The 17991-nt window shown below is 63.9% G+C and carries 16 protein-coding genes, 1 tRNA gene and 1 pseudogene; 8 read left to right on the forward strand and 10 right to left on the reverse strand.

Going from position 1 to position 17991, the window contains the following annotated elements; all coding sequences use genetic code 11:
• Positions 1 to 9: 9 nt before the first annotated feature.
• From JD971_RS12465 to JD971_RS12500, 8 genes and pseudogenes are all read right to left on the reverse strand, one after another.
• Positions 10 to 1197: a molybdopterin molybdotransferase MoeA gene (locus tag JD971_RS12465; RefSeq protein WP_202083850.1), complete on the reverse strand. Its 1188-nt coding sequence runs from the start codon at positions 1195 to 1197 to the stop codon at positions 10 to 12.
• Positions 1197 to 1688: a cyclic pyranopterin monophosphate synthase MoaC gene (gene moaC, locus JD971_RS12470; protein WP_202083852.1), complete on the reverse strand. Its 492-nt coding sequence runs from the start codon at positions 1686 to 1688 to the stop codon at positions 1197 to 1199. The genes JD971_RS12465 and moaC overlap by 1 nt, the downstream gene beginning before the upstream one ends.
• Positions 1685 to 2473: an indole-3-glycerol phosphate synthase TrpC gene (gene trpC, locus JD971_RS12475; protein ID WP_202083854.1), complete on the reverse strand. Its 789-nt coding sequence runs from the start codon at positions 2471 to 2473 to the stop codon at positions 1685 to 1687. The genes moaC and trpC overlap by 4 nt, the downstream gene beginning before the upstream one ends.
• Positions 2470 to 3432 carry an anthranilate phosphoribosyltransferase gene (trpD, locus tag JD971_RS12480; protein WP_202083856.1) on the reverse strand — a complete coding sequence of 321 codons (963 nt, stop codon included), beginning with the start codon at positions 3430 to 3432 and terminating at the stop codon, positions 2470 to 2472. The genes trpC and trpD overlap by 4 nt, the downstream gene beginning before the upstream one ends.
• The gene (locus JD971_RS12485; protein WP_202083858.1) at positions 3429 to 4040 is read right to left on the reverse strand and encodes an aminodeoxychorismate/anthranilate synthase component II; all 612 of its coding nucleotides are present in this window, start codon (positions 4038 to 4040) and stop codon (positions 3429 to 3431) included. The genes trpD and JD971_RS12485 overlap by 4 nt, the downstream gene beginning before the upstream one ends.
• On the reverse strand, positions 4037 to 4807 hold the full coding sequence (locus tag JD971_RS12490; RefSeq protein WP_236672082.1) for a phosphodiester glycosidase family protein: 771 nt from the start codon (positions 4805 to 4807) through the stop codon (positions 4037 to 4039). The genes JD971_RS12485 and JD971_RS12490 overlap by 4 nt, the downstream gene beginning before the upstream one ends.
• Positions 4804 to 6329, reverse strand: a pseudogene (locus tag JD971_RS12495) (anthranilate synthase component I family protein). Before JD971_RS12495 ends, JD971_RS12490 begins: the two are co-directional and overlap by 4 nt.
• 4 nt (positions 6330 to 6333) lie before the next feature.
• Complete coding sequence (locus tag JD971_RS12500; RefSeq protein WP_202083862.1) at positions 6334 to 8262, reverse strand: peptidylprolyl isomerase; 1929 nt, start codon at positions 8260 to 8262, stop codon at positions 6334 to 6336.
• A 281-nt stretch (positions 8263 to 8543) separates the two neighbouring features.
• Between JD971_RS12500 and tpiA the strand changes: the two genes are divergently transcribed.
• From tpiA to JD971_RS12515, 3 genes are all read left to right on the forward strand, one after another.
• Positions 8544 to 9284: a triose-phosphate isomerase gene (gene tpiA / locus JD971_RS12505; RefSeq protein WP_202087651.1), complete on the forward strand. Its 741-nt coding sequence runs from the start codon at positions 8544 to 8546 to the stop codon at positions 9282 to 9284.
• 99 nt (positions 9285 to 9383) lie between these two features.
• Positions 9384 to 9752, forward strand: a complete 369-nt coding sequence (secG, locus tag JD971_RS12510; protein WP_202083864.1) for a preprotein translocase subunit SecG — start codon at positions 9384 to 9386, stop codon at positions 9750 to 9752.
• Between the two features lie 121 nt (positions 9753 to 9873).
• On the forward strand, positions 9874 to 11505 hold the full coding sequence (locus JD971_RS12515) for a CTP synthase (protein ID WP_202083866.1): 1632 nt from the start codon (positions 9874 to 9876) through the stop codon (positions 11503 to 11505).
• A 413-nt stretch (positions 11506 to 11918) separates the two neighbouring features.
• On the opposite strand, the gene JD971_RS12520 is transcribed toward JD971_RS12515, so the two are convergent.
• Positions 11919 to 12413, reverse strand: coding sequence for an Hsp20 family protein (locus JD971_RS12520; RefSeq protein WP_202083868.1), 495 nt, complete (start codon positions 12411 to 12413; stop codon positions 11919 to 11921).
• Between the two features lie 192 nt (positions 12414 to 12605).
• Here JD971_RS12520 and grxC point away from each other — a divergent pair, with 192 nt between their 5' ends.
• The 5 genes from grxC to JD971_RS12545 all read left to right on the forward strand — a co-directional run bounded on the left by grxC (position 12606) and on the right by JD971_RS12545 (position 16620).
• A complete protein-coding gene (grxC, locus tag JD971_RS12525; RefSeq protein ID WP_202083871.1) occupies positions 12606 to 12881 on the forward strand; it encodes a glutaredoxin 3 in 276 nt (91 codons plus the stop codon).
• Positions 12882 to 13709: a carbon-nitrogen hydrolase family protein gene (locus JD971_RS12530; RefSeq protein ID WP_202083874.1), complete on the forward strand. Its 828-nt coding sequence runs from the start codon at positions 12882 to 12884 to the stop codon at positions 13707 to 13709.
• Positions 13706 to 14227 (forward strand): DUF1178 family protein, encoded by a 522-nt coding sequence (locus JD971_RS12535; RefSeq protein ID WP_202083876.1) that lies wholly within the window; start codon positions 13706 to 13708, stop codon positions 14225 to 14227. The genes JD971_RS12530 and JD971_RS12535 overlap by 4 nt, the downstream gene beginning before the upstream one ends.
• 56 nt (positions 14228 to 14283) lie before the next feature.
• Positions 14284 to 14360 (forward strand) — tRNA-Arg (locus JD971_RS12540).
• A 283-nt stretch (positions 14361 to 14643) separates the two neighbouring features.
• Positions 14644 to 16620 carry an AAA family ATPase gene (locus tag JD971_RS12545; RefSeq protein WP_202083877.1) on the forward strand — a complete coding sequence of 659 codons (1977 nt, stop codon included), beginning with the start codon at positions 14644 to 14646 and terminating at the stop codon, positions 16618 to 16620.
• 130 nt (positions 16621 to 16750) lie between these two features.
• On the opposite strand, the gene JD971_RS12550 is transcribed toward JD971_RS12545, so the two are convergent.
• The gene (locus tag JD971_RS12550) at positions 16751 to 17989 is read right to left on the reverse strand and encodes a phage major capsid protein (protein WP_202083878.1); all 1239 of its coding nucleotides are present in this window, start codon (positions 17987 to 17989) and stop codon (positions 16751 to 16753) included.
• Positions 17990 to 17991 lie beyond the last annotated feature (2 nt).

Consider the following 17991-nt stretch of genomic DNA (forward strand, 5'->3'; position numbering starts at 1 on the left):
ATCGCCCTTCTAACCATATAGGCGAAAAATAGACACTTCGGCTCCATTTTGGATGCTTTTTGCGTGTGCCGGACGAATGATCAACGCATCCGCCATGGCCAAGGGAGCGATCGCGCCACTATCCTGGAGCCGCAGCGGTTCGGCCGCGCCGTCGCGAATGCGCGCGCGAATGAATTCCGCTCTTTTCCCCGTCGGTCCGAGCGAACCGCGTATCGGCATCACCTGCCGGGTGGGGAGGGGGGCGGTGCAGCCATTCATCGCGCGGATCAGGGGCAGGGCAAACAGAAACGCCGTGACGAAGCAGGAAACCGGATTGCCCGGCAGGCCGAGGACGATCTGCCGTTCCCGGCGTGCGACCATCACCGGCTTGCCCGGCTTCATCGCCACGCGCCAGAATGCGAGTTCCGCACCGATCGATTCCAGCGTCGGCCGGATCAGATCGTGATCCCCGACCGATGCGCCCCCGCTGGTAATCACCAGATCGGCATCGTCCGCCGCTCCGAACGCGGTGATGAGCGCCTCGCGCTCGTCCCCAATGGGTCCGCGGCGCGTCACATCGCAGGGCAGTTCGCCACACATCGCGGCCAGCATCGGCCCGTTGCTGGCCGGCAAATCACCCGGACCGAGCGGTTCGCCCGGCGCGCGCAATTCATCGCCGCAATCGATGATGGTCACGCGCGGGCGGCGGCGCACCGGCACCGTGCCATGCCCCCCGCCAATCGCGAGCGCGAGCGCGGCCGGGCTCAACCGCGCGCCAGCGTCCAGAAGAACCGCATCTTCCGTAAAATCCAGCCCGCGCGGCCGGATATGGCGGGCAAGCGGATCGGGCGGCGTTCCTTCGAAATGCAGCGTATCACCATCGCGGCGGCATTCTTCCTGCACCAGCACCGCATCCGCGCCCGGCGGGACGATGGCGCCGGTCGAAATGCGCACCGCATGGCCCGCGTCGATGTCGCCGGCAAAGGGATGGCTTACCGCGCTTTCCCCGATAATGGTCCACGGGCCGGGCATGTCGGCGGCTCGCACCGCCCACCCGTCCATCGCCGAAAGCGGGTCCGACGGCTGTGTCCTTTGCGCAAGGAGCGGGGCGGCGAGATAGCGCCCGGCGGCGGCCTCGACGGCAATCGTCTCGCCCTGTGTCGGCGCGGCCATGGCGAGGAGCCTTCGCTGCGCCTCTTCGAGGTCGAGCAACGGCATCACGGTTCGAAATCCTCGAACCCTTCGGCTCGCCAGCGACCCGATTTGCCGCCATCCTTCGCGATCAGCCGGACCGCGTCGATGACCATGCCCTTGTCGATGGCCTTTGCCATGTCGTAGATTGTCATCAATGCGACACAGCATGCTGTAATCGCTTCCATTTCAATGCCGGTTTTCGCAAAGATGGAGGCCGTTGCCGTCACGCGCAGGGCATCGCTTTCCCATGCGAAATCGACCTGCACGGAATCAAGGCCGAGCGGATGACACAGCGGGATAAGGTCGCCCGTGCGTTTTGCCGCCATGATGCCCGCGATCCGCGCGGTGGCAAGCACATCGCCCTTCTTGACCGTGCCTTGCCGGATCGCATCGCGCGCCTCTGCCGACATGACGATCCGGCCCGATGCGGTTGCAACCCGGCGGGTCACCGGCTTGGCGCCGACATCGACCATGCGGGCATTGCCCTCGGCATCGAGATGGGTGAGCCCGCTCATCCGTGGAGCAGGCGCCGGGTCGCACCCTCCACGTCGTCTTGCCGCATGAGGCTTTCGCCGACGAGGAAACAGCGCACGCCGCTCTGCGCGAGACGCTCGCAATCGGCGTGGGTCGCGATGCCGCTTTCCCCGACGAGCAACGCATCGGCCGGGGCGAGGGCAGCCAGTCGTTCGGTCACGCCAAGATCGGTCACAAAACTGCGCAGATCGCGATTGTTCACGCCCAACAATCGCGAGCGCAGCCGCAGCGCGCGCTCCATCTCGTCCTCGTCATGCACCTCGATCAGGACATCCATGCCGCGTTCGAGGGCGGCGGCCTCGATCTCCGCCATCTGCCCGTCGTCGAGCGCGGCGACGATGATCAGGATCGCATCGGCCCCCATGGCCCGCGCCTCTGCCACCTGCCACGGATCGACCATGAAATCCTTGCGCAGCACGGGGAGGGAGCAGGCCTGCCGCGCAGCAACGAGATAGTCGGCGTGCCCCTGAAAATAGGTTTCGTCGGTCAGCACGGACAGACAGCTCGCGCCCCCGGCGGCATAATCGCGCGCATGGGATTCGGGGTCGAAATCCTGTCTTATCAAGCCCTTGGACGGGGAAGCGCGTTTGATTTCGGCGATGAGGCCGAACCCGTCGCGCGCCGCTTCGCGCAGACGGCTTTCGAAGCCGCGCACAGGTTCCCGCCCCCGCGCCGCGAGGTCGAGCGCATCGATCGCGCTTTCCTTCTTGCGCTGGGCAAGCTGCGCCCGGGTATTATCGCAGATTTCGATGAGCTTGTTCGTCATTTGACCGTGTCGATCCAGCAATTGAGGAGCGCGTTCGCCAGCCCCTTGTCGATGGTTTCGCCCGCTTCCTCCGCCCCTGCGCCGAGGTCGCCGACCATGCCCGCAATCCACAAAGCGGCGCCAGCGTTCAGCACGACCGCATCGCGATAGGCGCCCTTTTCGCCCATGACCAGCCGCCGGAGCGCGTCGGCGTTATACACCGCATCGCCGCCGCGAATGGCATCGAGCGGATGGGTCGGCAGGCCGGCATCGGCAGGCGTCAGCGTGTCCGGCACATCCATGCCGATCGTCGCAACCCGGCTCGGCCCGGCGATCGACAATTCGTCGAGCCCCTCCATCCCCGAAACGATCAGCGCACGCTCCGTGCCGAGCAGGCGCATCGCATCGGCATAGGTGGGCACGAATTCCGGCCGCGCGACGCCGATCAATTGCCGCCGCACGCCCGCCGGATTGGCGAGCGGACCGATGAGGTTGAAGATCGTGCGGCGGCCCAGTTCGCGGCGAATGGGGGCAATCCGGGCGAGCGCGGGATGGTGGGCCTGCGCAAACAGGAACGCGATGCCGAGGTCGGGCAGCGTGGCTTCGGCGCGGTGCCCCGCCCGCGCGAGGTCGAGGCCCAATGTTTCCAGCGTATCGGCACCGCCCGCCTTGCTCGACGCGGCGCGGTTGCCATGTTTCGCCACCGGCACACCCGCCGCCGCCACGACCAGCGCCACCGCCGTCGACACGTTCAGGCTGTGTTGCCCATCGCCGCCGGTGCCGCAAACGTCGATGGCCCCCTCGACCGCGGCGACCGGCAGCATCCGTTCGCGCATGGCGGTGGCGGCGCCCGCGATTTCCTCCGCCGTTTCGCCCCGCTCGGCCAGCATGACGAGCGTGTCGGCAATGTCGGTGTCCGGCATCAACCCGTCGAGCATCCGCCCGAACAGTTCACTCGTTTCGAGGAGCGAGAGCGTCATCCCGTCACCCTTGCCGGCACGGTCGCCGCAATGCCGCACATGCGCAGGAAATTAGCGAGCAGGGCATGGCCGTTTTCGGTCGCGATGCTTTCGGGATGAAACTGCACGCCATGGATGGGCAGGTCGCGGTGGCGAAATCCCATCGCGTGGATGCCGTCCTGTTCGGGCCGCGGGGTCCATGCGTTCACGACGAGGCAGTCCGGCACGTCCTCCACCACGAGGCTGTGGTAACGGGTCGCGATGAAGGGCGAGGGCAGCCCGGCAAAGACGCCGTCCGCGTGATGCGTCACCGGCGATGTCTTGCCATGCATCAAGCCGCCGCGCACCACCGTGCCGCCGAAATGCTGACCGATCGCCTGATGGCCGAGGCACACGCCGAGCAGCGGGCGCCCCGCATCGGCGCATGCCGCGACGAGATCGAGGCTCACCCCCGCCTCGTTCGGGGTGCACGGGCCGGGGGAGAGGAGGAAGCCGGACGCCCCGCTTGCCATCGCACCGGCGGCGGTGATGGCGTCGTTGCGCACGACCTCGACCTCGCCGCCCATCTCCATCAAATAATGGACGAGGTTCCAGGTGAAGCTGTCGTAATTGTCGATGACGAGGATCATGGCTCTGCCTTTGCGGAGTTGCGCACTGCGATCAAGGGGCCAAGCGGCGGGGCGGCATCCATTCGTTCGCCCGCAGGGTCCCACAATCCCGAAACCGCCCCATCGAGATAGAGCGCATCGGGTGTTTTTGCGACATCGCGAAAGAACCGGGCGAAGCGGTAGAAGGACACCATGTCGTCGCTGATCACGAAATGGGCGTTTCCGTCCGCATCGACGCCCACACCGTTGCGAAAGTGGCGGGAGGGTCCGTTTTCGCTGAAATCCGGATGCAGCTTGCCGGCGATCACCAGCATCGGCCCCGATTGCGTGGCGATCCGCGGCCTGGGGCTGCGCGCCGCATAATCCGCCGTGGTCGCCACGTGCCATCCCGCATCGTCGGCATAGAACACGCCATTGGGAGCCATGTGAAAATTGCCCGGCCCCGCATTGCGGTTGAGCGGGACGCGCTCCTCGCCATCGGTGACGAAAAGGCCGATGGGGCGCAGATCCTCGCCATACATGCCCGCATTCATGGCAAAGGCGATCGTGCCCGCCACATCGCCCAGAAGATCGCGCAGCGCCCCGAACCGTTCGAGCGGACGGCCATCCGCGCCGTCGAGATAGAGCGCAATTTCGTGCCGTTCGGGATCGGCGATGCAATGGGTGAAGCGCTGGCCCTCGAACCGTTCGGTCCGGCATGGGGGTGCGGTCTGTTCGGGTGCGTCCTGCCCCCCGCATGCGGACAGCGCGATCAGGACCGTGACAATGCCGAGCCTTGCGGCGGTCACTGCCCGTAGTCCGGCTCTCCCGCCATGCGGACCGCTTCGCGCGCCGCGGCGAACAGCGCGCCCGATTTCGCCTCGCATTCGCGCTGTTCGGCGGCGGGGTCGCTGTCGGCGACAATGCCGGCGCCGGCCTGCACGTGCATGGTCCCGTCCTTCACCACGGCGGTGCGCAGCACGATGCAGCTGTCGACCGAGCCATCCGGCGCGAAATAGCCGACCCCGCCCGCATAGGCGCCGCGCGTTTCCGGCTCCAGCTCCGCGATGATCTGACACGCGCGGACCTTGGGCGCACCGCTTACCGTGCCGGCCGGAAACCCCGCGAACAGCGCATCGACCGCGTCGTGCCTTGCATCCAGCCTGCCGACCACGTTCGATACGATATGCATCACGTGGGAGTAATTCTCGACCGCGTAGCTGTCGGTCACCTCCACCGTTCCGGCTCGCGCCACGCGGCCCACGTCGTTGCGCCCGAGGTCGAGCAGCATGAGATGCTCGGCCCGTTCTTTCGGATCGGCGAGCAGTTCGGCGCGGTTGGCGGCATCGCGCTGCGGCGTGTCGCCGCGCGGGCGGGTTCCGGCAATCCTAGGATCGTGACCTCGCCGTCGCGGACCCGCACGAGGATTTCCGGGCTGGACCCGGTAAGCGCAAAGCCGGGAAGGTCGAGGAAATAGAGAAAGGGCGAGGGGTTGATCCGCCGCAATGCGCGATAGAGCGCCAGCGGCGGCAGTTCGAACGGCGTCGTGAAACGCTGCGCCAGAACGACCTGAAAAATATCGCCGGCGGTGATGTACTCCTTCGCCCGGAGCGCCATGTCCCGATAGGTTTCGGCGGGCACGCAGGGCGTCGCCGCGATCTCGGGATGGAACGGCTCGGCATCGCTGCGGGGAAGGCGGGCACCTGCAAGCCGTGCTAGGCAGGTTTCCACCCGTTCCACCGCGACGGCGACGGCATCGTCCGCCGCATCGCCTGCCCACACCGGCGCGATGCAGAACACCGCATCCATCAAGCTGTCGAACACGAGCAGGACCGTCGGCCGCACGAACAGCATGTCGGGCAGGTCGAGCGGATTGGGTGCGGGCCGGCTTACCGTTTCGACAAGGCCGATGGTTTCATACCCGAAATACCCGACGAGGCAGGCAAGCGCCGGGGGCAAGTCGTCCGGCATGTCGAACGTGCATTCGGCCACCAGCGAGCGCAGGCTGTCGAGCGGGCCTGTGTCCATCGCGGCGAAACCGTCGCGATCCCGCCGCCAGTCGCGATTGATTTCGGCGCCGGTCCCCTTCGCGCGAAAGACGAGATCGGGGTCCAGCCCGATGAGGCTGTAGCGCCCGCGTATTTCCCCGCCTTCCACCGATTCGAGCAGGAAATCGCCGCGCTCCGCCTGCATCAGCTTGACCGCGGCGCCCACCGGAGTTTCGCAATCGGCGATGATGCGGCGCCAGACCACGCCGGATTTTCCCGCCCGCAAATTGTCGCGCGCCCGTTCGTCGTGATCCCGCCCGTTGCTCGTTCCTGCCGCCACCATCGGATCAGCGCGACCCGGCGAGCTGTTCGCGCACGGCGGCGATGACGTTGTCGTTGCGGCGGATATCGCGCGAATTGCGGATCGCGCGGTTGAGCTGCTCGGCATATTCGTTGCCGCGCAATGTCGCGAGTTCCCCGCGCGTGGATTCGATCAGCGGATCGTCCGCGTCCAGTTCCGGCGTTTCGATATCGTCGAGCGCCACGATGAACCAGCCGCCATTTTGCGGCGCCTCGATCCGCTTTTCCGATCCCTCGGCCATGGTGAACATCAGCGCGAGCGGCGGCGGCACCTGCTGTCCGCTCGCCATAAGCTGACGGCGCGACAGGCTGATCGGGTTGGGCGGCGGCACGTTCTGATCGAGCGCGGCGAGCGCCTGCGCCAGCGTCTTGCCGCCCTTCATCGCCTTCAGGACGTTGTCGGCGGCGCGCCTGGCCGCGATATTGCCCTGCTCCCGGCGATAATCGTTGCGCAGCGTCGGGCGTAGCTCGGCAAAGGCGGGCGGGGCGGACCGGGTGATCTTGCCGGGGGCGAAGATGATGTAGGTTTCGCCATTGGCGCCGGCGGCGATCTGCGGATCGCTCGTGGCGTCCATGGCGTAGATCGTCGGCACGACGCGCGCGACATCGGCGGGAAGTTCGGCCTCGCTTTGATAAAGCGTGCCGTCTTCGAGCACCGGCCCGGTGGTCTGCACCTCGGCGCCCAGCATGCGCGCAACCTCGGCAAGGCTGGCGCCGGACGACAGCCGCTCTTCCACCTCGGCGGCGCGATTGGCGAGCGCTTCGCGGCGCTTACCCTGCACGATCGCCTGTTCCAGCTCACCGCGAACGGAGGCGAGGCTGCGGTCCTCGGTCCGGTCGACGCCGTCCAGCCGCAGCACGTACCAGCCCAGCGGCCCGCGCACCGGCCCGACGAGCGCGCCGCGCTGCGCCTCGTAAGCGGCCTGCGCGACGGCGGGGGAGGCGGAGGAGGCGAGCGCGGCCCGGCTTTCGGGGGCGATCTGCGTCGTGCCGAGGCCAGCCTGGCTTGCCGCGGCGGCGAGCGTGGCGCCGCCATTGACCGATTGGACGATCGCATTGGCGGCGGCTTCGGTCGGCAGGACGAGCTGCGTCAGCGTGCGCCGTTCGCTGCCGCGATATTGGGCCGCGTTCTCGCGATAGCGCGCCGCGATTTCCGCCTCGCTCGCGGTGATCTCGCCCAGCCCTTCGGCGTTCAGCACGGCATAGCGGATCGTGCGCCGTTCGGGCAGCAGGTAATCGGCGCGGTTCTCGGCCAGAAATTCCTTCAGCGTTGCATCGGAAACCTCGGCATCGCCGGCAAAGGCGATCGCGGGCAGAAGCGCGATCGAACCCTTGCGTGTTTCGTTCAGCATGCCGGCATAGCGTTCGGCCAGGATGCGGGGCGATTCCGTGCCCACCGTAGTTGCCGACAGCATCATGCGCGCGACCAGCCCGTTTTCGACATCCTTGCGCAGCATCGAATCGGAAATCCCGGCCCCTTGCAGCGCCTGGCGATAGGCCTGTTCGTTGAAATTGCCGTCCGCGCCCTGAAACGCGGGGATCTGCGTCAATTCGCTCCCGATGAGCGAATCGCCGATGCGCACGCCGGCCTGACGCCCGAAATCGTAGAGCGCGGCCCGCGCGATGAGCTGATCCAGGATTTCGTCCACCGCCCCTGTGGATAGAAATTCGTCGAGCGAAAGTTCCGGGTTCTGCTGCCGCGCCGCTTCATAGGCGCTGGTGATCGCGCCGCGCAGATCGGCGGTCGTGATCCGTTCGTCGCCGACGGTCGCGGCCCGTTCGGTCCCCGCAACGCCGCCAAAACCGAAGCCTGTGACATCCGCGCTGGCAAAGGCGAGCGCGATGAGCCCGACAAAGGCGAGAACGAGCGCCAGGCCGATCCTGGACTGGAATATCTTGCGAAAACCCTGGATCATGAAGAGACAGCCTGCCTGTTATTTCCGTGTGCCTTTATGTCGCGCGCCAACAGGCCCGCGAAAAAAGGCCCGCGAAAAAAGGATCGCGATCGAACACGCGCCTTAGACGGGGATGCGCGCCGTCGCAATACATCAGGCGCCATTCGCGGGCCGAATTGTCCGGTGGCGACCTGTCCCATGACGGGGCGCATCCGGACGCGTCGCGGCTTTGACAGGAACCCTCGCTTGGGCTAGCGGCGCTCGGCTTGCTTTTTACGGAATATCTCAAAGAAAGAGACATGATGTCCCAGCGCCCCTACATCGTCGGCAACTGGAAGATGAACGGCATGCGGGCCGCGTTGTCCGAAGCGCGCGCCATCGACCGCGCCGCACAGCGTCTCCCCAAGGTGGAGGTGGCCATCGCGCCGCCCGCCACGCTGATCGCCGCCATGCGCGAGACGGTCGAGTTCGTCGGCGTCGGCGCGCAGAACTGTCATTATAGCGACAAGGGCGCCCACACGGGCGACATCGCGGCAACCATGCTGCGCGAGGCCGGCAGCGACTTCGTGATCGTAGGCCATTCCGAACGCCGCGCCGACCACGGCGAAAGCGACGCCGACGTGAAGGGCAAGGCCGAGGCGGCGCAGGCCGCCGGCATGGGCGTGATCGTGTGCGTCGGCGAAAGCGAGGCGCAGCGCGATTCGGGCGATGCGGAAAGCGTCGTCGCGGCGCAGCTTGCCGCCTCGCTGCCCGGCGAGGCGGAGCGGCTTTCGGTGGCCTATGAGCCGGTGTGGGCCATCGGGACCGGGCGCACGCCGTCCGTGGACGATATTGCCGCCATGCACGCACGGCTGCGCACCGTGCTGACCGAAAAATATGGCGAGAAGGGCGAAAAGGTCCGCATCCTGTACGGCGGTTCGGTCAAGGGCGAAAACGCCGCCGAACTGCTCGCCGTGGCCGAGGTCGGCGGCGCGCTGGTCGGCGGGGCGAGTCTTTCGGTAGACGGATTCGTGCCGATCATCTCCGCCGCGGTCGAGCTTTGATCCGCACGCCGCCGGTTGCACCTTCGCACCCGAGGGGGTAAGGGCGGCGCCAATGGCACGACGTGCCCCGTTCGTGGATGACAGGTTGATCGAAATCCGATGACGCTATTTTTCTTTCTGACGATCGTGCAGGCTCTGGTCGGTGCGGCTCTTGTGGGGGTCATCCTCATGCAGCGCAGCGAAGGCGGCGGGCTGGGCGTGGGCGGCAGTCCGTCGGGCCTCATGTCGGCGCGCGGCGCGGCCGATTTCCTGACGCGGGCGACGGCGATCCTTGCGGTGCTGTTCGTGGTGCTTTCGATCATTCTGGCGGCCGTTTCGGTGGAGGCGACCTCGGTCAGCTCCGTCGATACCTCGCTCGATCGCTCGCTGCCCTCGGCGCCTGCGGATCCCCTTGGCGGAGCGGGCGCGGCGCCTGCGGCCGAACCGGCGCCTGCGCCGGCGAACGACGATCCGCTGGCGGGTCAGTAATTCCATCCGGGCGGGCGGGCGCGGACATTCGCGCTTTCCCGCATCTTCATCGACGAAACCGCGACCCTGCCGCAGCGAAGGCTTGCGGCGGGGCCGCGCATTGCAGTAAGGGCCAAATCCCATGGCGCGGTACATTTTCATCACCGGCGGCGTGGTCTCCTCGCTCGGCAAGGGGCTGATGGCGGCAAGCCTTGCGGCGTTGCTTCAGGCGCGCGGCTACAAGGTCCGGATTCGCAAGTTCGATCCCTATCTCAACGTCGATCCCGGCACGATGAGCCCGTATCAGCATGGCGAGGTCTTCGTCACCGACGACGGGGCGGAAACCGATCTCGACCTCGGCCATTACGAACGCTTTACCGGCGTGTCCGCGCATCAGAGCGACAATATCACCTCGGGCCGTATCTATCAGTCGATCATCGCGCGCGAACGGCGCGGCGATTACCTGGGCGCCACGGTGCAGGTCATTCCCCACGTGACCGACGCGATCAAGCAATTCGCGCTCGCAGATACGGACGGGCTCGATTTTGTCCTGTGCGAATTCGGCGGCACGGTCGGCGATATCGAGGGGCTGCCCTTTATCGAGGCGATCCGGCAGCTTCGCAACGAAATGCCGCGCGAGGATACGCTCGCCATCCACGTCACGCTGGTTCCTTACATCAGCGCGGCCGTAGAGCTAAAGACCAAGCCGACGCAGCACTCGGTCCGCGAACTCACCAGCCTCGGCGTGCAGCCGGACATGCTGCTCACCCGCTGCGAACGCCCGCTGCCCGAAAGCGAGCGCCGCAAGATCGCGCAATTCTGCAACGTGCGAACCGAAGCCGTCGTGCCCGCACTCGATGCCAGCAGCATCTATGCCGTGCCGCTGCAATATCATGCCGAGGGGCTGGACGCGGAGGTTCTGCGCCATTTCAACCTCGACAGCGCCGCGCCCGATCTGTCGCGCTGGACCGACATCGTCGACCGCTTCGAAAATCCGGAGGGCGAGGTCACGATCGGCGTGGTCGGCAAATATGTCGGCCTGCCCGATGCGTATAAATCGCTGAACGAGGCGCTCGTCCATGGCGGGATGGCCAATCGGGTGAAGGTCAACGTGCGCTGGATCGATGCGGAACTGTTCGCGCAGGACGACGACGAAATCGTCGGGCAGCTCGAACCGCTGCACGGCATCCTGGTGCCCGGCGGATTTGGCGAGCGCGGCAGCGAGGGCAAGATCGCAAGCGTGCGCTTTGCCCGCGAACGCAAGGTGCCGTTCTTCGGGATCTGCCTCGGCATGCAGATGGCCTGTATCGAGGCGGCGCGGAACACCGCCGGCGTGGCTGCGGCCTCGTCCACCGAATTTGGCGAAACGTCGGAGCCGGTCGTCGGCATCATTACCGAGTGGATGACGTCCGAAGGCCTGGAAAAGCGCGCGGCGGGCGGCGATCTTGGCGGTACGATGCGGCTGGGCGCCTATCCCGCGCATCTGTCCGAGGGCAGCCGTGTCGCCCAGCAATATGGCACGACCCGGATTTCGGAACGTCATCGCCATCGCTACGAGGTGAACGGCGCCTATCGCGAGCGTCTGGAGGCCGAGGGCCTTCAATTTTCGGGCATGTCGCCGGACGGGCTCCTTCCCGAAATCGTGGAGCGGCCGGACCATCCGTGGTTCATCGGCGTGCAGTTTCACCCCGAATTGAAAAGCCGCCCGTTCGATCCGCACCCCTTGTTCGACGGATTTATCGCGGCGGCGGTGGCGCAATCGCGATTGATGTAATGCGCGATTCGCGCGTGGGTTGGACAGTCTAATCTCTTAAGAAACTATACTGTCTGCTCTTCGTGATTTTACGAAATGCAGCGCAATCATTATTTTAGCGGTAGCAGTCCTAAAATGGGGCAGCGCCGACGTTCGACTTGAACACACCCCGATTTTTGTGGTGAAGGCACGCTTGGATCGCGTTCGGAGGTTACTGTCTTTCTGCGACCCGGACAGTGATTTTCGGATGCGATGCGGCGGTTACGTCGCGGGGGCGGGCTTCGGTCCGTCCCCCTATCGCGACAAAAGCCGGCAAGCGCATGGACCTGTCCGATACCCGCCCCGTGATTGACGTTTCCTGACATGAAAAAGGGCGCAATCGGTCTGCCCGACTGCGCCCTTCGCAATGCCTCATACCGGCAGGCCTGTGACGATCAGGCCGCGCGCGTGTCGTCCGCCTCGTCGACGAGCGACAGCGTGCTTTCGGAGCCGCTCGCGCCACGCCCGTCGTCGTCGCCGATGGCGATCTTTTTCGGCTTCATGGCTTCGGGCACTTCGCGTTCGAGATCGATGACGAGCAGGCCGTCCCGCATCTGCGCATTCTTGACCAGCACGAAATCGGCCAGTTCGAAGCGGCGCTCGAACCCGCGCTGCGCGATGCCGACATGCAGGAATTCGCCGGTATCGGTGTCCTCGGCCTTCTTCCCCGCCACGGTCAGCAGGTTCTGCTGCGCGGTGATCTCGATGTCATCGCGCCGGAAGCCTACCACCGCCAGCGTGATGCGATAGCTGTCCTCGCTGCGGCGTTCGATGTTGAAGGGGGGGTAGTTGTCCCCGCTGCTCTGCCGTCCATTGTTTTCGAGCAGGTCGAAAAGCCGGTCGAACCCGACAGTGGTGCGGCGATAGGGGCTGAAATCAAAACGGTTCATCTTGCAAATCCTCCAATAGAAGCAATTCACGGCAGCGTTGCGAAACCCATTGTGGCGTCACGCGTTCTGCCCATACTTGCCATCCACCCGTTTGGCGTGCGACGGCTGAACATAATCTAGGAAAGCCGGATCCGGTTTCAAGCCTGAACCATGATTGACGAGATGCGTGAAAACGCGAGACAGGAAATGACGATGAACGACAACCGCGCCGCGCCCAAGGTCGAGCTTTATACCAAGTTCGGCTGCCCCTATTGCCACCGCGCGATTGACCTTTTTCAGAAGAAAGATGTCGCGTTCACCGAATATGACATCACGACCGACACGGAAAAGCGCGACGAGATGCGCAGCCGCAAGCCGGACGCGCGCACCGTCCCGCAGATCTTCATCGACGATCAGGCGATTGGCGGATCGGACGATCTCATGGCGCTCGACCGCGCGGGCAAGCTGGATACGATGCTGGGGCGCTGAATGACGCGCATCGCGCTCTATCAGGCGACTACGGGGATCGATCCGGCGCGGAACGCCGCCGATCTCGTCGATGCGGTACGCGGCGCGGCGAACGGCGGCGCGCAAATGCTGTTCACCCCGGAGATGAGCGGCCTGCTGGATCGGGACCGCAAGCGTGCTGCCGCCCGCATCGCGGCGGAAGATGCCGACCGCGTCCTGTCCGAGGTGCGCGGTGCCGCCCGCGAGGAAGGGCTGTGGGTGGCGCTCGGTTCGCTGGCGGTCAGGCGCGAGGATGGCCGGTGGGCCAATCGCGCCTTCGTCATCGACCCGGATGGGGAAATCGTCGCGCGTTATGACAAGATCCACATGTTCGACGTCGATCTCGACAGCGGCGAAAGCTGGCGCGAATCCAATGCCTATGCGCCGGGCGAACAGGCGGTGTATTGCGAAACGCCGGTCGGGCGGCTGGGCCTTGCCATTTGTTACGACATGCGGTTTCCGGCGCTGTTCGGCGCTCTGGGCAACGCGCGCTGCGACGTGATCAGCGTGCCGGCGGCCTTTACCGTGCCCACCGGGAAGGCGCATTGGCACACCTTGCTGCGGGCTCGTGCGATCGAGGCTTCGGCTTTCATAATCGCGGCGGCGCAGGTGGGCGAGCACGAGGACGGGCGCGCGACATTTGGCCATAGCCTGGTGATCGACCCGTGGGGCGAGGTCCTGCTCGACATGGGCGACGCGGGGCCGGGGGTGGGCTTTGCCGAAATCGACCCCGACCGCGTCGCCACCGTGCGCAGGCAATTGCCGAGCCTTGCCAATCGGCGGGAATTCCATCATCCGCCAGCGGCATGATTGTCTTCGATCTCTGCTGTCAATCGGCCGACCATCGGTTCGAGGCCTGGTTCCGTTCCTCCGCCGATTTCGAGCGGCAGAAGCGCGACGGCTTGCTGATGTGCCCGCAATGCGGAAGCGCCGACGTTGAAAAGGCGGTAATGGCGCCGGCCGTGGGCCGCAAGGGCAACCGCGATTCCGGGGCGCCGTCTGTCCATACACCGCAGGGCGAAGGCGCTGCGCCCGTGCCTTCGACGGCGTCGGCTGCGGGGGCGGAGCGGGGCGCGGCGGCGGGCCTGCCCGAGGCGGTAAAGACCGCGCTCGTGCAGCTTGCCGATCTTCAGAAGCGCGTGATCGAGAAATCGCGCTGGGTCGGGCGCAGCTTTGCCGAGGAAGCCCGCGCCATCCATTATGGCGAAAAGGATGCCGAGCCGATCTATGGCGAGGCCAGCCCCGAGGAAAGCCGCGCCCTCGCCGATGAAGGGGTCGAAGTCGCGCCCTTGCTGTTTCCCGTGGCGCCGCCCGACAAATTGAACTGAAACCTCCGGCAAGCCGATTGTCATTCCCGGCGCCGGCGGCTAAACCCGCCGACGGCGCGCCCGTAGCTCAGCAGGATAGAGCACCAGATTCCTAATCTGGGGGCCATGGGTTCGAATCCCGTCGGGCGCACCAAACTTTCCGCTGTATTATTAAATGGTTAGACGATTTAGGGCCGTTCATCGGTGCCGTTCTCGTGTTGCATTCGTGTTGCACGGCGTTCCCCTGTTTTCCGCCATTTACGCCAGAGACTCGGCGGCTCCATGCAACACGGATGGAACACGTGCTACCAACTCTCTGGGCTTCAATAAGCTCGATCGTTCTGAGCAGATAATTTACTCACAAATTTACCTTGTGTGCTTGAAAAAATGGCGAGAGAAACCCGTTCCGACAAGATTTTGTATTGGGGACAGGAAAGATGAAATTAGTCGCTGCGACCGTGAAAAACTTCCGATCGGTTGAGGACAGCGAGCAATTCACGCTCGACGAAATCGCCTGTTTAGTAGGCAAGAATGAAGCGGGTAAGTCTGCGATATTGCAGGCGCTCGCGGGCGTGAATCCTCATCCGGCAGCGCCGTTCGAGTACAACAAAGAGCGAGACTATCCTAGGCGGCACCTCACCAAGTATGACGAAAGGCACGAAGGTGGTGCGGCCCCTGTCGCTATCACCGAGTGGAGCGTTAGCGACGAAGCGAAAGCACTTATTACCGATGAATTCGGTGAAGATGCCGTTATGGAAGGCACTTTGACGATAACTTCGGGGTACGGCGGGAAATCGATTTGGACTATGCCAATTAACCGAGAGGCTGCGGTCGAGCATATACTGACTAGTTCAAATCTCTCTGCCTCTGAACTCGCCCAAGCGCGCGCGGCGGTGGCGAAGAGCACAAAAAACGACCAAGCGAAGGCGTTAAGGGAGATTGAAGGGGCGTCGGAAAAGTTGGCCGCGCTTGCCGCCAAGCTCGATTCTTTCTCTGGCGACGTCTTGGCGCGAGTCCGCTCTCTTTGGGAGCCTCTGATCCCCCGCTTCATGTATTTCTCGAACTACGATCGCATGGCGGGGGAAGTGCAAATCGAGCAGCTTCAAGACAGAAACCAGATGACGCAGCTCCGCAGCGACGAGCGGCGGTCTCTTGAACTGTTCCAGGATTTTCTTTCATTCGCAGGAACATCAGTAAGTGAAATTATCGCGGCGAAGACCTACGAGACCTTCAATGCGCGCCTGAAAGCCGCGTCTAACACCGTGACGGACGAAATCTTCGAATACTGGACGCAAAACCCTTTCCTATCCGTCGAGGTGACGGTTGGCTCAGCAAAACCAGGCGACCCCCCGCCACTGAATAGTGGTACGATCGCACGAGCGCGCGTCTACAATAGCATCCACCGGGTTGATGTGCCATTCTCAGAGCGAAGCGCGGGTTTCGTGTGGTTCTTCTCATTTCTCGTTAAGTTCGCGCAGGTGAAAGATGACGAAGTTCCAGTCATACTCCTGCTTGATGAGCCGGGGCTGACACTGCACGGCAAAGCTCAGGCCGACCTGCTACGGTTCTTTCGAGAAAAGCTGGCCCCCCATCATCAGTTAATCTACTCAACTCATTCGCCGTTCATGGTTGACCCAGAGAGGCTTACGTCTGCTCGAATAGTCGAAGACGCTGCCTACCTTGCTCGAGGAAACAAGTTTGAGACGCAAGGTACAAAGGTCAGAGACGATGTCCTAGGAAAAGATCCCGATACGGTCTTTCCCCTTCAGGGGGCCCTCGGTTACGAGATTACCCAGACACTTTTCGTCGGTAAGCATACCCTGCTGGTCGAAGGGCCCAGTGATGTTCTTTATCTACAGGCTCTGTCCGCCGCCCTAAAACGGAAGGGGAGGACCGGCCTTGATCCTCGTTGGACTATGTGCCCCACCGGAGGGATCGGCAACATCAAACCATTCGTTTCTCTATTTAAGGGATCTGAGATGAATATTGCCGTTCTCGCTGACTACGCATCGGGGCAGAAAAAACTAATCGAGAGTCTTCGCAGCTCGACAATTCTCGAGACCGGGTCGGTTGTTACCTTGAATGAGGCTACTGGGAAAGCTGAGGCTGACGTCGAAGACCTACTGGACCCTGATCTTTTTGTCGATTTGGTGAATGCCACGTATTCTCTCACAGGAGATAACAGGCTTACCGCTGAAACATTAGATGTAGCCCACCCATCAGAGCGTTTAGTGCAAAAGGCAGAAGCTTACTTCCGCACATTGCCGGACACGATCCCAACCTATGACCATTACTCGCCATCCGAGTGGCTCCTCATTCACCCTAATATTCTGGATGAAAGCGCCGGATGCGAAGCGACACTGGCAAAAGCGGAACCACTGTTCACAAGGCTTAACGGATTGCTGAAGGTTTGATTGCTTGCGCTCAAAGACCCGGAAAGCTTGTCGTTCGCCGGATACGCTGGTTTAGTTCGCAGCACTCAGGCTCTGTGTGGGGCGGCGGAAAATGAAACCGCCGCCCCTTAGACGCCCTCACGTCTAACTATTATGCGGCGATCTTTTGCACACGGATTGCGTTAGGATCGAGCACACCGCCGCCGACACGCTTTGTCGCGTAGAAGAGTACGTAGGGCTTGGCGGTGTAGGGGTCGCGCAGGATGCGAACGCCGATGCGGTCGTTGATGAGATAGCCGCGGGCGAAGTCACCGAACGCGATCGGGGTTGCCCCGGCCGCCACATTGGGCATGTTCTCATCGATCGTTACCGGGCTGCCTAGTAGGGTCGAAGGCTGGTCCGCCATGAAGGCCTCGCGCCAAAGGAAATTGCCTTGGCCGTCCTTCAATTTCGCGACGCGAGCTGCCGTCGTACTGTTCATCAGCCAATTGGCACCCTGCCGATAAGGCGTGGCCAGCGCATATTTCAGGTCGACCAGCCCGTCAGCCGTTACGTCGGACGCTGCACCGCTATTAGTTGCGCCGATCTCACCACCGGGGTGAGCAGCGGGCTGATCGGCAGCCGCTACGCCGCCAGGAAGGTATTGGAGAAAACCCAAGGGCTTATTAACGCCGTCGCCGGAAACAAAGGCAATTCCTTCTTGGCGCGAAAACTCGTCGCTGAGTTCGGTCGCGATCCATTCTTCGAAATTCAGCTGCGCGTCATCGATAAGCCGCTGCGTTGCGGCAGGCTGCGCGTAGATTTCACCGGTCGGAAATGTCAGGGGCGAGAGGCCGGTCGTGCCGGTCTGGGGGCGGTTGGCCGTCTCCCCGACCCAGCCCGAACCCCATTGCTCATTGCTCCACAGCGTCGAATATCCGTTCACGCCGGTCGTCACCACCTGTGACAAGCCGCGCATAGGCGAAAGATGGCTTTGCGCCTTGCGAACCTTGCGGTCCCATTCGACCGGTGCGAGAAAGCCGCCTGCGCTGTTATCGCCTTCCGACATGGCTGCGCGGATCGCCGCCCGCTCGCCGGTGCCGTTAAGCTCGACCAAGGCCGCTTCTGCTTCAGCTGCGCCGCGCTGCACGTAACTGGCGAAGGTCTGGCGATAGGCGGGATCGGTTGCCAATCCATCGCTGTTTGTCGAGCCGTTCACCCGCGAAGCCACGCCTTGCACGGCCTGCTCATCAAGAGCCGCCTCGATACGGTCCTGCCGCTCGTCGTACTTGTTGCGAAAGGCGACGAATGCGTCAGCAAGCTGCGCGATACTCGCGGGCTTCGGATCGGCTTCAGCACGGACGGCGAGCAGGCCGTGATGGGCGCGAGGATATTGGAAAGGCTGAAGCATTT

The sequence above is a fragment of the Croceicoccus sp. YJ47 genome (genome assembly GCF_016745095.1).
In the GTDB taxonomy this organism is placed as follows: domain Bacteria; phylum Pseudomonadota; class Alphaproteobacteria; order Sphingomonadales; family Sphingomonadaceae; genus Croceicoccus.

What these genes read in the sequence shown, in the direction of transcription:
- JD971_RS12465 (WP_202083850.1), bottom strand. Translation starts at nt 1,197, where the DNA reads ATGCCGTTGCTCGACCTCGAAGAGGCGCAGCGAAGGCTCCTCGCCATG.
- moaC (WP_202083852.1), bottom strand. Translation starts at nt 1,688, where the DNA reads ATGAGCGGGCTCACCCATCTCGATGCCGAGGGCAATGCCCGCATGGTC.
- trpC (WP_202083854.1), bottom strand. Translation starts at nt 2,473, where the DNA reads ATGACGAACAAGCTCATCGAAATCTGCGATAATACCCGGGCGCAGCTT.
- trpD (WP_202083856.1), bottom strand. Translation starts at nt 3,432, where the DNA reads ATGACGCTCTCGCTCCTCGAAACGAGTGAACTGTTCGGGCGGATGCTC.
- JD971_RS12485 (WP_202083858.1), bottom strand. Translation starts at nt 4,040, where the DNA reads ATGATCCTCGTCATCGACAATTACGACAGCTTCACCTGGAACCTCGTC.
- JD971_RS12500 (WP_202083862.1), bottom strand. Translation starts at nt 8,262, where the DNA reads ATGATCCAGGGTTTTCGCAAGATATTCCAGTCCAGGATCGGCCTGGCG.
- tpiA (WP_202087651.1), top strand. Translation starts at nt 8,544, where the DNA reads ATGTCCCAGCGCCCCTACATCGTCGGCAACTGGAAGATGAACGGCATG.
- secG (WP_202083864.1), top strand. Translation starts at nt 9,384, where the DNA reads ATGACGCTATTTTTCTTTCTGACGATCGTGCAGGCTCTGGTCGGTGCG.
- JD971_RS12515 (WP_202083866.1), top strand. Translation starts at nt 9,874, where the DNA reads ATGGCGCGGTACATTTTCATCACCGGCGGCGTGGTCTCCTCGCTCGGC.
- JD971_RS12520 (WP_202083868.1), bottom strand. Translation starts at nt 12,413, where the DNA reads ATGAACCGTTTTGATTTCAGCCCCTATCGCCGCACCACTGTCGGGTTC.
- grxC (WP_202083871.1), top strand. Translation starts at nt 12,606, where the DNA reads ATGAACGACAACCGCGCCGCGCCCAAGGTCGAGCTTTATACCAAGTTC.
- JD971_RS12530 (WP_202083874.1), top strand. Translation starts at nt 12,882, where the DNA reads ATGACGCGCATCGCGCTCTATCAGGCGACTACGGGGATCGATCCGGCG.
- JD971_RS12535 (WP_202083876.1), top strand. Translation starts at nt 13,706, where the DNA reads ATGATTGTCTTCGATCTCTGCTGTCAATCGGCCGACCATCGGTTCGAG.
- JD971_RS12545 (WP_202083877.1), top strand. Translation starts at nt 14,644, where the DNA reads ATGAAATTAGTCGCTGCGACCGTGAAAAACTTCCGATCGGTTGAGGAC.
- JD971_RS12550 (WP_202083878.1), bottom strand. Translation starts at nt 17,989, where the DNA reads ATGCTTCAGCCTTTCCAATATCCTCGCGCCCATCACGGCCTGCTCGCC.